Origin of the sequence: Vibrio aquimaris (assembly GCF_009363415.1) — a bacterium.
Lineage (GTDB): Bacteria > Pseudomonadota > Gammaproteobacteria > Enterobacterales > Vibrionaceae > Vibrio > Vibrio aquimaris.
In genome coordinates, this window is the sequence record NZ_CP045350.1 from 89,375 (window position 1) to 103,257 (window position 13,883).

The 13,883-nt window shown below is 44.1% G+C and carries 11 protein-coding genes; 7 read left to right on the forward strand and 4 right to left on the reverse strand.

Annotated features, from left to right (window positions below; all coding sequences use genetic code 11):
* The first annotated feature begins 62 nt into the window (after positions 1 to 62).
* The gene (locus FIV01_RS00415) at positions 63 to 773 is read left to right on the forward strand and encodes an ester cyclase (protein WP_152429247.1); all 711 of its coding nucleotides are present in this window, start codon (positions 63 to 65) and stop codon (positions 771 to 773) included.
* Between the two features lie 20 nt (positions 774 to 793).
* Here FIV01_RS00415 and FIV01_RS00420 read toward each other — a convergent pair whose 3' ends face one another.
* From FIV01_RS00420 to glnA, 4 genes are all read right to left on the reverse strand, one after another.
* Positions 794 to 1,543, reverse strand: a complete 750-nt coding sequence (locus FIV01_RS00420) for a class I SAM-dependent methyltransferase (protein ID WP_152429248.1) — start codon at positions 1,541 to 1,543, stop codon at positions 794 to 796.
* Between the two features lie 240 nt (positions 1,544 to 1,783).
* Positions 1,784 to 3,187: a nitrogen regulation protein NR(I) gene (gene glnG, locus FIV01_RS00425; RefSeq protein WP_152429249.1), complete on the reverse strand. Its 1,404-nt coding sequence runs from the start codon at positions 3,185 to 3,187 to the stop codon at positions 1,784 to 1,786.
* A gap of 28 nt (positions 3,188 to 3,215) precedes the next feature.
* A complete protein-coding gene (gene glnL, locus FIV01_RS00430) occupies positions 3,216 to 4,271 on the reverse strand; it encodes a nitrogen regulation protein NR(II) (protein ID WP_152429250.1) in 1,056 nt (351 codons plus the stop codon).
* Between the two features lie 177 nt (positions 4,272 to 4,448).
* Positions 4,449 to 5,858 carry a glutamate--ammonia ligase gene (glnA, locus tag FIV01_RS00435; RefSeq protein WP_152429251.1) on the reverse strand — a complete coding sequence of 470 codons (1,410 nt, stop codon included), beginning with the start codon at positions 5,856 to 5,858 and terminating at the stop codon, positions 4,449 to 4,451.
* A 485-nt stretch (positions 5,859 to 6,343) separates the two neighbouring features.
* On the opposite strand from glnA, the gene typA reads away from it, so the two are divergent.
* The 6 genes from typA (at position 6,344) to FIV01_RS00465 (ending at position 13,861) form a co-directional block, all read left to right on the forward strand.
* Entirely contained in the window at positions 6,344 to 8,173 is a 1,830-nt protein-coding gene (gene typA / locus FIV01_RS00440) for a translational GTPase TypA (protein ID WP_152429252.1), read from the forward strand.
* Between the two features lie 331 nt (positions 8,174 to 8,504).
* A complete protein-coding gene (locus FIV01_RS00445; protein WP_152429253.1) occupies positions 8,505 to 10,181 on the forward strand; it encodes a peptide ABC transporter substrate-binding protein in 1,677 nt (558 codons plus the stop codon).
* Positions 10,182 to 10,196: 15 nt separating this feature from the next.
* Positions 10,197 to 11,126 (forward strand): ABC transporter ATP-binding protein, encoded by a 930-nt coding sequence (locus tag FIV01_RS00450; RefSeq protein WP_152429254.1) that lies wholly within the window; start codon positions 10,197 to 10,199, stop codon positions 11,124 to 11,126.
* The gene (locus tag FIV01_RS00455; RefSeq protein WP_152429255.1) at positions 11,126 to 11,953 is read left to right on the forward strand and encodes an ATP-binding cassette domain-containing protein; all 828 of its coding nucleotides are present in this window, start codon (positions 11,126 to 11,128) and stop codon (positions 11,951 to 11,953) included. Before FIV01_RS00450 ends, FIV01_RS00455 begins: the two co-directional genes overlap by 1 nt.
* Positions 11,954 to 11,984: 31 nt before the next feature.
* Positions 11,985 to 12,956 (forward strand): ABC transporter permease, encoded by a 972-nt coding sequence (locus FIV01_RS00460; RefSeq protein ID WP_246210413.1) that lies wholly within the window; start codon positions 11,985 to 11,987, stop codon positions 12,954 to 12,956.
* Positions 12,953 to 13,861, forward strand: a complete 909-nt coding sequence (locus tag FIV01_RS00465; protein ID WP_152429256.1) for an ABC transporter permease — start codon at positions 12,953 to 12,955, stop codon at positions 13,859 to 13,861. Before FIV01_RS00460 ends, FIV01_RS00465 begins: the two co-directional genes overlap by 4 nt.
* The last annotated feature ends 22 nt before the right edge of the window (positions 13,862 to 13,883 follow it).

The window sequence follows — 13,883 nt, forward strand, 5'->3', positions numbered from 1 at the left end:
GATGAGATATCAGCTTCTAGTGTAGAGGCTTGTAATCGGCCCAACCCCGAACTTGGTAGAGTATGTATCACAGGGACCCTAAGAGTAAGCTGGCGCGAAGCTTTATGTCGCATGTATGGCGAGAACGTGAACATCAAGATTTAGATGACTTTCTTATCCCTCAGGTATTAGTTAAATCACCCGTTAAGCAAAGTGTAGGTGGTCAGCATCTATCAGAAGCCTTTTCAGTGTGGTTTAGAGGTTTCCCAAATCTTGATTACAAAGAGACAGCATTAGAGGTATTGAAAGATAGGGTCAGTATTGAGTGGCAAGTTAAGGGTGATCATTTAGGGGAGTTCTTGGGTGTAGCAGCGACGGGTAAGCCTGTTCTTTATTCGGGGACAACTACGCTCGTAATGTTCGATCAACGAATTCATGCGTATTGCGCTGATGTAAAAGTTTCATCTGTAATGGAACAAATATCCCCCGATCCATACGTGGTGAAAAAGGCAATTGGGGATGATATGTACTTGACCGTTAATAGGCTACTTCAATTGAATCTTACTCAGCGACAGATTGACTGTTTAGCCTTACTATGTCTTAGATGCGATAGCAGAGTTGTATCATCAAAGTTGAACATAAAATATAGTACTTTCAGAACTCATGTGGAAAGAACTCTCCCTTTAATAGGCCTTAGTTCGAGTAAAGATGTTTTTGATTGGGCTCTTTCTTCAAATGCTTTAGAAATTCTTATAAATATTGCTTTGGAAAGAATATGCGCGAAATGTGACTAGCTACTGGGTAGCTGCTCATATTATGAAGCGATAAAAAAGATAGTTTTGTATTCCATAGTGACTTCTGTGTTGGTCATTTGATCTGTTAATTCCATATATTTATGAAGCCAAGGTTTAATAAAGCTCTGTCCATAATAATGATAGTGAGGTAACCAACCCATTATATATCCTTTGAATTCTTCTTTGGTCTGAAAAGTAGTTTGTCTCTCTTCTTCCCACAGCTTTATATTTGTGAATCCAACCTGAGTAAGAAGATTTTCCATATCTGATTTAGTATGGAAACAATAAGGATTAACAAAAAGTTTTGAGGATACTTTGTACTCTGGTAGATTTTCACACCAATCGGCAGCATCCCATAGGCCAACACACCTAGGGTATATAAGACCAAGAAATATGCCATCTTTTTCAAGTTTTGCTTTAATGCCACTTAGTACTCGTTCTATGTCCGAGATCCAGTGCAAGCAATTGAAACTAGTGATAATATTGTAATTTATTGCGTGTTTGGTTAGATCTTGAGCATCACCTTGGAAAAAGCGACAATTTGGATAATTGTGCGTGGAAAAGTTGACCATACTCTCAGATATATCAATTCCAGTGACTTCTGCACCCATGTTGCTCATTAGAGCAGACAGCTTCCCATCTCCACTTCCGACATCGAGAAGCTTCTTACTTGCGAAGTTGATGTCTGCTTTGTCTATGAGGTAACTCGCCTCACTTTTTTGCACAACAGAGTTTTCACTATAGTGCGTTGGATCACGAAATAGTGTCATTTATGGGGTCCTAGTGGTCATTTTTGCCGACACGGTTCAGAAGAAGGAATGATAACATATTGAAGAATAATGTTTATCTCTTCTTCTCTTCGGTTCGATCCGTAAGTAAGAGTTCATTTTCATTTTGATAAAATTTTCCCAAGAGATACTTGTGTTTCCAATCATGTGAATCTACAACATCCTTGTCTTTATTACCTATGCCAATTGGTTTGCCTCATGAGTTTGCTCATGAGGCTTTTTCTAGTAAAGTTCTTTGAGTTTTCTTGTTAGGGTATTTCTCCCCCAACCCAACACTTTCGCTGCGTCTTGCTTATGGCCTCTGGTATGTTCAAGAGCCGCTTCCAGCAGAATTCGTTCAAATTCTGGTAGCGCTTTGGTGAGGATTTCGGTCCTTCCCTCTGATAATGAGTTTTTGGCCCAAACTGCCAATTGACTTTGCCAACTTGTCGTGGCTTTATCGCTTGAGCCTTCGACTGTGGTAAAGAGCTCAGTAGGGAGATCTGAAGGTAAGACTTCTCCTCCACTCGCCATAACAGTCAGCCAGCGACAGGTATTTTCGAGTTGTCTAACATTGCCCGGCCAATTGAGCTTACTAAGAGCTTGAATTGTTGATGAGTGAAGCGTTTTGGCATCTACTTCAAGCTCTTTAGCGGCTTCGGATAAAAAGTGTAAGGTAAGCTTCTCGATATCTTGTTTTCGCTCACGCAGTGCTGGAATGTGAACGCGTATCACATTGAGTCGATGGAATAAATCTTCTCGAAAATCACCTTCATTGACCAAACTTTCTAAATGTTGATGTGTTGCGGCGATTATACGCACGTCGACTTGTATTGGTGAGTGACCACCAACTCGGTAGAACTGTCCATCAGATAATACGCGCAATAAGCGAGTTTGAATATCAAGCGGCATGTCGCCAATCTCATCGAGAAATAACGTGCCTCCGTTAGCTTGCTCAAAACGACCCTGACGTACGTTAGCAGCGCCAGTAAAGGCGCCTTTTTCATGGCCAAATAACTCAGACTCTATGAGATCTTTTGGTATGGCTGCCATATTAAGTGCGATAAAGGGTTTAGAGGCTCTCGGGCTATGTCTATGAAGCGCTTTAGCAACCAGCTCTTTACCAGTACCAGACTCTCCATTGATCAGCACAGAAATTGACGAGCGTGAAAGCTTACCAATAGCACGAAAGACTTCTTGCATTGCTGGCGCTTCGCCTATGATTTCTGGCGTACTGTTGCTATTGGCTTGGTTTAAGCTTTGAGCCTGTTTCTGCTCTTGATTGTGGGCCAGTGCTCTTTCAACTAGGTTGAGTGTGTCGTCGACATCAAATGGTTTAGGTAAGTAATCAAAGGCTCCCTTTTTATAGGAATTAACCGCGGCATCTAGGTCTGAATGGGCGGTCATTATGATAACAGGTAAGTTGGGATAACTTTGGTTAACACGCTGTAATAAATCCATACCATCAATGCCTGGCATACGAATATCTGATACTAAAACGTCCGGTGTTTCGCGCTCCAAAGCCACTAAAACACTTTCTGCTTCGGTAAACGTCTCGCACTTTATATTCGCTGATGAGAGAGTTTTTTCTAACACCCAGCGAATAGAACTATCATCATCGACAACCCAGACGTATCCTTTACTCATAGGGCATTTATCCTTTCAGTAATACTATTCATGCAATCGAAATTGGTAGATAGACGGTAAATTTTGTGTGACCTGGCCAGCTTTCTAGGTCAATTTTCCCTTGGTGCTGATCTATTAGGTTTTGGGCGATGGATAGCCCAAGGCCAGTTCCCCCTTCTCTGCCACTGACCATTGGATAGAACAGAGTATCTTGCAGATTTTCGGGTACTCCCGGTCCGTTATCTAGGATGTCGATTTTTGCTGCCAGCTTGTAGTTTTGGCCATGTATATTGACTTGGTGCGCTGTTCGAGTACGTATCAGGATATGGCCATAAGCTTGGTCTTGTAAGGTCTGACCTGCGTTACTGACAATGTTCAGCATTGCTTGCTCTATTTGGTCTGCATCAAGCATGAATTCAGGCAGACTAGGGTCATAGTCTCGTTCAATTTTTATATGGGGCTCGGTATCTAGTTCGACCAACTGACGCACTTTTTCTAGGGTAAGATGCAGGTTTTGGCATTTCTTTTCCCCTAGTCTTTGTGGCCCTAGCAGTCTGTCAACCAGTAATCTCAATCTATCTGCTTGCTCAATAATGATTTGGGTGTACTCGACCATTGAAGGATCGGGGAGCATTCGCTCTAAAAGCTGGGCCGCGCCGCGAAGACCGCCAAGAGGGTTTTTTATCTCGTGAGCCAGCCCTCTAACTAAAAGCTTGGCAGCTTGCTGCTGTGCGTGTTGATGGATCTCTTGGGATAAGCGACGCTGCTCTTCTACTTTTCTTAGCTCAACCAGAAGCAGCAATTTCTTGTGCCAGGTGATTGGACTGGTAGTCACCTCTAGGATTAGCGGCCTGTCATCGATTATTAACGTGCAGTTACTGTCTGTTATGCTTTGACCTGTTTGAGCGGGTCGTAATAGCCAATCTAATTCAATTGATGGATTTTGCACTAGGTTGGTTAGCTTTTGTTCGGTGATACGCTTAGCATTATGAGCAAATAGCTGTTCGGCGGCAGCATTCAAATATTGAATTTGAAAAGATTCGTCAATGATAATCACAGCCGTGGTTTGGTGACTGAGTATGATGCTGTTGAGCTCACTATTCACATCTGATCCTCATCCATGATAACACTATCAAATTTTGCACCAAATTGGTGCGATAACTTAGTATGGATTAATTATGCTGCTAAGCGAAGCAAAAAGTTTGTTTCCCACAGTCAAAGCTTGATAGAAAAAAGGCCCACCTATCTGTGAGCCTATTTTAATTGCTGATTCAGTAATGAATCACACAGAGTAATACAGTTCAAACTCAAGTGGATGAGTGGTCATGTTGACCTGTGCCACATCTTGCGACTTAAGATCGATGTAAGAATCAATAAAGTCATCAGAGAACACGCCGCCAGCTGTTAAGAACTCACGATCTTGATCGAGTGCATCAAGCGCGTCTTTAAGCGAGTATGCAACGGTTGGGATCTCTGCAGCTTCTTCAACAGGCAGGTCGTAAAGATCTTTGTCCATAGCTTCGCCCGGGTGAATCTTATTCTTAATTCCATCAAGGCCAGCCATAAGCATTGCAGCGAAGCATAAGTATGGGTTTGCTGATGGATCGCCGAAACGAACTTCAATACGTCTTGCTTTAGGGCTTGGAACGACTGGAATACGAATAGAAGCGCTTCGATTTCGAGCCGAATAAGCGAGCATTACAGGTGCTTCAAAACCAGGAACTAGGCGTTTGTACGAGTTGGTGGATGCATTAGCAAAGGCGTTAATAGCGCGAGCGTGTTTGATGATACCACCAATGTAGTAAAGCGCGGTCTCAGAAAGGCCGCCGTACTTGTCACCTGCAAACAGGTTGACGCCATCTTTTGCTAGAGACTGGTGAACGTGCATGCCACTGCCGTTATCACCAACTAATGGCTTGGGCATAAAGGTTGCTGTCTTGCCAAAGGCGTGAGCAACATTGTGTACTACGTACTTATAGATTTGGATTTCATCGGCTTTCGATGTAAGCGTGTTAAAGCGAGTTGCGATCTCGTTTTGTCCTGCTGTGGCAACTTCGTGGTGATGAGCTTCTACCACAAGCCCCATTTCTTCCATGATAAGACACATCGCAGAGCGGATGTCTTGGGATGAGTCGACGGGAGCTACCGGGAAGTACCCGCCTTTAACGCCAGGGCGGTGGCCTTTGTTGCCTTCTTCGTAATCAGAGCCCGTATTCCACGCAGCTTCAACATCATCAATCTTGAAGAATGAACCTGACATGTTGGTTGAAAATTTGACGTCATCAAATAGGAAGAATTCTGGCTCAGGGCCAATTAAAACAGTATCGGCGATACCGGTAGAGCGCATGAAATCTTCTGCACGTTTTGCAATTGAGCGAGGGTCTCTGTCGTAACCCTGCATAGTGGCTGGTTCAAGGATATCACAACGGATGTTGAGAGTGGCATCTTCAGTAAATGGGTCAAGGACTGCAGATGACGCGTCTGGCATCATCACCATGTCTGATTCGTTGATACCTTTCCAGCCTGCAACGGAAGAACCATCGAACATTTTGCCCTCTTCGAAGAAGTCGGCATCGATTTGGTGGGCCGGGATGGAGATATGTTGCTCCTTCCCTTTAGTGTCGGTAAAACGTAGATCCACAAACTTAACTTCATTCTCTTGGATCAGCGACAGAACATTTTCAACTGACATCTTGGATAACCTCCAGTGTTATTAAAGCGGTGTGAGCTCGATTAAATAAAAAATCCAGCATTGATTAATTTCATTGGTATTAATCGATGCTGACTCTACACAAGCTAGTACCATGCCATGTTTTTTTTATCTTTTAAAATCAATAAATTAAAAATTAACTCCTTGTTTTGGTGCAAAATATTGCACCGAAGTGGACTCTATTCGCACTATATTGGTGCGATAAAAATGGTTTGTTAATACTAGCAGTCCAAGATTATTTCATTGCGCTAATAAATACCACTCATGTCAACGAGTAATGGTGTATTGGTAGACATATAGGTATTTTTTTCGCATGGGTTGCGAAGAAAACTAATGTATCAGATCACATATTTCTGGGTTTTTCGCTAAAATCTGGTACATTACGGTCGTTTTTTTAATCAAATAAGCAGTGCTCGTTAAATGTACGATTTAAGAGGGTTGCTTCCTTTATAAGTGAATCAAGGTCCATGGTTACTCCACAGATTGATAATTTAAGAAATATCGCGATTATTGCGCACGTTGACCACGGTAAAACTACCCTGGTTGATAAACTATTGCAGCAATCCGGAACCCTAGAGTCTCGCGGTGAGGCAGAAGAGCGAGTCATGGACTCGAATGATATCGAGAAAGAGCGTGGTATTACCATTCTTGCGAAAAATACCGCGATTAATTGGAATGACTACCGTATCAATATTGTCGATACTCCGGGACACGCGGACTTCGGTGGTGAAGTAGAGCGCATTATGTCAATGGTAGACTCAGTGCTACTGATTGTTGATGCAGTTGATGGTCCTATGCCGCAGACTCGTTTTGTTACTCAAAAGGCGTTTGCACATGGCCTTAAACCTATTGTTGTTATCAACAAGATTGACCGTCCAGGTGCTCGTCCTGACTGGGTAATGGACCAAGTCTTCGATCTGTTTGACAACTTAGGTGCCACCGATGAGCAGCTAGACTTTAAAGTGGTATACGCCTCTGCATTAAATGGCTGGGCTTCACTAGAAGAAGGTGAAACTGGCGATGACATGGAACCACTATTTCAAACTATCGTTGAAGAAGTGGCTGCGCCTCAAGTTGACTTAGATGGCCCGCTTCAAATGCAGGTGTCTCAGCTTGATTACAGCTCTTATGTTGGTGTAATTGGTGTGGCACGTGTTACGCGTGGCAGCGTCAAACCAAACCAGCAAGTAACGGTAGTCAGTGCCGATGGCAAGACGCGTAATGGTAAAGTGGGCACTGTCATGGGCTACCTTGGTTTAGATCGCCATGAAGTCGATCAAGCCAATGCTGGTGATATCATCGCGATTACAGGCCTTGGTGAGCTTAAAATTTCAGACACTATTTGTGCGCAAAACGCGGTTGAAGCTTTGCCTGCACTGTCGGTTGATGAGCCAACGGTTACCATGACTTTCCAAGTCAATACCTCTCCATTTGCAGGTAAAGAAGGTAAGTTTGTTACCTCACGTAATATCCTTGAGCGTCTTGAAAAAGAGCTAGTACATAATGTGGCACTGCGCGTTGAACAGACAGACGATCCAGACAAATTCCGCGTTTCTGGTCGTGGTGAGCTTCATCTCTCTATCTTGATTGAGAACATGCGCCGTGAAGGTTTTGAGCTCGCTGTATCTCGCCCTGAAGTTATTATCAAGGAAGAAGACGGTCAGCTAATGGAACCGTTTGAAACCGTAACCATCGATGTTATGGAAGAGCACCAAGGTGGCGTCATGGAAAACATTGGCTTGCGTAAAGGTGAGCTGAAAGACATGTCACCTGATGGTAAAGGCCGAGTACGTATGGACTTTGTTATGCCATCGCGTGGCTTGATTGGTTTCCAAACTGAGTTTATGACCTTAACATCTGGCTCTGGTCTTCTTTATCATACTTTTGATCACTATGGTCCACACAAAGGTGGCAACATAGGTCAGCGTATTAACGGTGTATTAATTGCCAATGCGGCGGGTAAAGCTCTGACTAACGCACTGTTTAACCTGCAAGAACGTGGTCGTATGTTTATCGGTCATGGTGTGGAAGTATATGAGGGTATGGTGATTGGTATTCATAGCCGAGACAACGATTTGACGGTTAACGCGCTTAAAGGTAAGCAGCTAACCAACGTTCGTGCCTCTGGTACTGATGATGCTCAGGTTCTTACGCCGCCAATCATTATGACTCTAGAGCAAGCACTTGAGTTTATCGATGATGATGAGCTAGTTGAAGTAACGCCAGAAAGCATCCGTATTCGTAAGAAGTTCCTTACAGAAAGCGATCGTAAACGAGAAGCTCGTAACGCGAAATAGTCTAGCGGACTCTTTTCTAAGCCCTACTGAAGTCTTTCAGTGGGGCTTTTTTATACCCCGATTCCACAAATAATCTTCACTCAATTATTTTTGCAATAAATATCATATGCTTGAGTTGATCGAGCAATTAATGCATATTGTTTGCTCGCATACATGGATCGTAGCGTACGTACAACGAGCAAATAATGGTTCTTACTGGACAAAACCTCTTTCGAGATGAATTTCCAACCCCTATTTGTTTACGGCACTGCGCATCTTGGTTTATCTCAATCTCAGGGCATTAAACGATTAATAAATAAGACTCTGAGTGTGTTTTCGATATGGAGATCGTATGAAACTCAACAAGACCCTTTTAGCAACATTTTGCAGTGCAGCACTACTGAGTACTTCTGCTATTTCAGCTGAAGATTCATTGACCATTGGTGTCTCTCAGTATCCAGCAACCCTTCACCCAGCCATAGATAGTGCCGTAGCTAGAGATTATATCCGCGGTTTTACTCAGCGCGATTCCATTGGTTTTGACCAAAACTGGCAATTAACCTGCTATTTGTGTGAGCAGGTTCCGACATTTGAAAATGGCTTGGCTAGCATTATTGACCGACCAGACGCTAAACCAGGAGAAAGTCAGCAAGGGATAAAAATGACCATTCGGCTGAAAAAAGATTTGTTCTGGGGCGACGGTACTCCAGTCACCAGCCAAGATCTTGCCTTCTGGCATCAAGTGGCAACATCGTCAGATGTTCAAGGTAACCCTGAGTTATCATTGGTTCGGCAAATTGAGAGAATGGATGTGATTGATGACCGAACGGTTGATATGTATATCGATAGAATCACGTATGAGTACAATTCTAGCCTGAGGCCAAAGATTCTTCCCCGTCATCTTGAAGAGCCTATCTTTAAAGCTAATCCTAAAGAGTATCACCTTAAGACCAAGTACGTGACTGATCAAACGAATCCTGGTTTGTACAACGGACCTTATATTATTGAGCAAGCTAAGCAAGGTCAGTTTGTAAAGCTTGCCAGCAATCCATATTGGAAAGGCAAAGCGCCGCACTTTGAAAACATTACCATAAAAACCATTACTGATACTCAGGCCCTGCAGGCTAACCTTCTCTCTGGCGATATTGACTATATTCCGGGCGAGCTTGGTTTGACTTTAGATCAAGCTCTACAGTTTGATAAACGCTATGGCAGTAAGTTTAATGTAGATATTCGACCTGCCGCTTTGTATGAGCACTTGGACATACAGCTGGATAACCCTCATCTAAGCGATGTTAGGGTGCGCCAAGCACTGCTTTACGGCCTTGACCGCGAGCTGCTGACGCAAAAGCTATTTCAGGGCAAGCAACCTGTAGCAACAACAAGCGTCAACCCTCTTGATTCTACATTTGACCCTAATACACCTTTCTACAACTACGACCCAGAGAAGGCTAAGCAGCTGCTTAAAGAGGCTGGCTATAAACTGGTCAACGGCGTACAGATGAAAAATGGTCAGCCATTAGAGCTAGAGTTTATGACCACGGCTGGTAATAAAACCCGTGAGTTGGTCCAGCAATTTGCTCAAGGTCAATGGAAGAAAGTTGGCATTAAAGTGGTGATTAATAACCAGCCAGCGCGCGTTTACTTTGGCGCAACTCTTAATGAGCGCAAACATAAAGGCTTAGCTATGTTTGCTTGGTCAAGTTCACCAGAAGGCTTACCCAACACAGTATTACATTCTGAGCATATCCCTAGCAAAGAAAATGGTTGGTCTGGGCAAAATTATGCGGGTTACTCAAATGCTAAAATGGACGGCTTGATTGACCAACTTGAAGCTGAAGTGGATGCAGAAAAACGCAAGGCGTTATGGAAGAGCTTGCAGAATCTTTATGCTACCGATTTACCAGCCCTTCCCCTTTACTACCGCTCTGAGAGCTATATCTATCCCAAGTGGCTTGTTGGCGTTGAACCGACAGGGCATCAGTATTATTCGAGTTTCTGGGCGGAAAACTGGGCTCGGGCCAATTAAGCGGTTGGTATGTCTATGAATGAAGTAGTATTAGACGTTCGTAATATGAGTGTGGCTTTGGGGCCACACCTTGCGGTGAAAGAGATCAGCTATCAAATTCATGCTGGTGAGATTTTAGGTGTAGTGGGTGAGTCAGGTTGTGGAAAATCACTGACTTCACTCGCAGTAATGGGGCTTTTAGATAAAAAGCTGGCACTGTCGGGTGAGATTCTATTTGCGGGTGAAAACCTAGTAGGAATGAACGAGAAACGTTATCAGCACATCCGTGGTGAAGGCATAGGTATGATTTTCCAAGAGCCTATGACGGCGCTTAATCCTGTTGTTACCGTTGGTGAACAAGTGGCGGAAATGTTTTTGGTTCATGAAGGCGTATCTAAAGCCGAAGCCATGAACCGGGCAATAGAAATGCTAAGGCAAGTACATATACCCTACCCGGAAAAGAGAGCGAAAGCGTTTCCTCATGAGCTGTCTGGTGGTATGCGGCAGCGAGTCATGATTGCCATGGCGCTTGCCTGCAAACCTAAAGTATTGATTGCTGATGAGCCAACCACAGCGTTGGATGTGACAGTCCAAGCCCAAGTTCTTGATTTGCTCGAAGAGCTAAGAGAGACCACGGGTACTGCTATCCAATTTATCAGTCATTCACTTGGTGTGGTGTCGCAAATTTCTGATCGCGTTATGGTGATGTACGCAGGGCAAGTAGTCGAAATTGCTGATGTAAATGATATTTTTGATAATCCACAACATCCCTATACCCAGGCATTGCTCGACACCATACCGCGAGTCGGGGTTGATATTAAACGTTTGCCAGCAATACCGGGGAGTGTTCCACCTCTTGACCAGCGGGGTGACAATTATACATTCCGCGATCGATGCCCTGAGCTTTTCGACCATTATACCCAACTGGCGAAGCAGCGTAATGAGCAAATGGTGAGGGGGTATTGATGGCGCTATTAAAAGTTAATAATTTGCACAAGTATTATGTGCTTGAGGCTGGCTCTGCTTTTGGGCGAAAGCCTAAGTACTTGCATGTGACCAAAAACGTTTCCCTTAGCCTAGAAGCAGGCAAGACCTTGGCTGTGGTCGGAGAGTCTGGATCTGGAAAGTCCACCTTAGGTAGGATGGTCAGCATGCTAGATAGACCTGCATCGGGCGAGATTTACATAGCCGGTCAAGAGGTGTCGCGCCTGAGTTCTAAACAGCAAAGGCCAATACGTCAACGGATAGGTTTAGTTTTTCAAGATCCTTACTCTGCGCTTAACCCAAGAATGCCAATCTTAGACTCTTTAATTGAGCCAATGAAAGTCAATAAAATTGGTCATCGACACTCTCAGCGAGAGCGTGCGCTGGAGGTGCTAGAGTGGGTTGGGATGCATGAAGATGTGCTCACTCGATACCCTCATGAGTTTTCAGGAGGTCAGAGGCAGCGTATTGCTATTGCACGAGCCCTGATGTTGAAGCCTGAGCTTATTATTGCTGATGAACCGCTCTCTGCTCTGGATGTATCGGTACAATCTCAAATCTTGAACTTGTTTAAAGATCTGCAAGAGGAACACGGAATCGCCTTTTTCTTCATTAGCCACGATATGGCAGTCGTGTACCACTTGGCTGACGAAGTGGTCGTGATGAAAAATGGTGAGATTGTCGAGCAAGCGGATAAAGCGAGCTTTTTCGCGCACCCTAAGCACCCATATAGCCAAGAGCTACTTAATGCAGTGCCTGATATCGGTAATGTAAGGCGTCGTAATCAGATCGAGAGAAAATCAGCATGAAAGTAACAAATAATCCACAGATAGGGGGACGATGATGAAACGCTTTCTTATTTCTCGTTTCCTACAAATGGTGCTGGTACTCTTTTTAGCATCATTTGCCGCCTACAACTTGATGGGGCTTATGCCAGGCGACCCGATTGATTTGTTGGTGCAAAGTAATCCAAGCATGACTTCGGAAGATATTGCTCGGTTAAAAGCTGAGCAGGGTTTGGATAAACCCGTCTACGTGAGATATTTTATTTGGCTAAAAGATGCCATGCATGGCGATCTTGGTTACTCACGTATGTTTGCCCAGCCTGCAATTGATGTGCTGTGGGACGCAATGAAAAATACCTTAATTCTGGTGGGTAGTGGCACCTTGTTGTCGATTTTAATTGCTTTGCCAGTCGGAGTCTTGTGTGCGGTTAAGAAAAATAAAGCGACAGACTACATTATTAGCGGCTTAACCTACCTATTTTTGTCGACACCGGCAGCCTGGCTAGCTCTTATGCTGATCATGGTGTTTGCTGTGGTGTTGCCGGTATTTCCAGCCGGAGGTACAGGCGAGGCTGAAGGTGCAGCAGGGTTGGCAAAACTTGAATATATGATATTGCCAATATTGAGTTTAACCTTGCTCAGCATCGCATCCATTTCACGTTTTATGCGCTCAAGTATGCTTGAAGTCTTTCGCCAAGACTTTGTGCGTACCGCGAAGGCAAAGGGCTTGTCGTCGACTCGTGTGCTACTAAAACACTGTATCAAAAATGGCATGCTTCCAATGATCACTGTGCTTGCAATGGATGTGGCGGGGTTAATGAGCGGCGCTGTGTTGACGGAAACGATTTTTAGTTGGCCTGGTATCGGGAAATTAACCGTTGATTCAATAAATGGTAATGATTACAACGTCGCCATGCTTTGTTTTATGGTCGCGACGACAGCGATACTTGTGATGAATTTTATTGCTGACATTCTTTACTCAAAAGTTGATCCAAGAATTGATTTAACTAAGGGGGGCGTCCAATGAGTTATATAGTCAAACGCAGTCAAAACCCTTGGTTTCAGGTCGCTCAGCGCTTATCTAGACATAAGCTGGCCATGTTGTCGTTGGTGTTTTTATGTCTATTAGCCCTGGCTTGCTTCGGAGCAAATCCTATTGCACTTTGGTTAGGTGTTGACCCCTATGCCGATGATTTGTTCTCTCGCTTCTCACCTCCAAGCGAACTTAATGTGCTTGGAACCGATGAGCTTGGGCGTGATATTTTTACCCGCTTACTGCTGGGTGGCCAAGTCTCACTGACATTTGCTTTTATGGCCGCCTTAACCACGTCAGTGATAGGTACGGTGCTCGGAGTGATAGCTGGCTACTATGGAGGTAGAGTTGACGCATTTATCATGCGCAGTGCCGACTTTATTATTAGCTTGCCAAGCATTATGTTGCTTATACTGATTCAAAGTGTCGACATGACCAAGCTTGGGCTGTCTGAAGAACTGGTTCGCAGTGATAGTTTTAGTATCTACCGATTAGTGCTGGTGCTTTCCATTTTGGGGTGGCCTTTTGCCGCTCGTTTAGTGCGCTCGAATACTCTTTCTGTTAAACACAGGGAATATGTTCAGGCGGCCATTGGTTACGGTGCGAGTCATTGGTTTGTGATGGTAAGACATATTATTCCCAATGTGATAGCCCCTGTGATCACAGCTACAACATTGGGTGTCGGCGGTGCGATTTTAACTGAAAGCGCATTGAGCTTTTTGGGTTTTGGTATTAACCCACCGACACCATCTTGGGGTAATATGTTACAAAATGCTCGCGAAGCTATGTGGCTTTATCCTATGGCCGCTGTCTATCCCGGTCTTATGGTTTTAATGACGGTGATTACAATTAATTTCTTGGGAGATGGATTACAAGAAGCGATTGATCCCAAATCATAGGTAAACACTTTGGCCTGTTTTC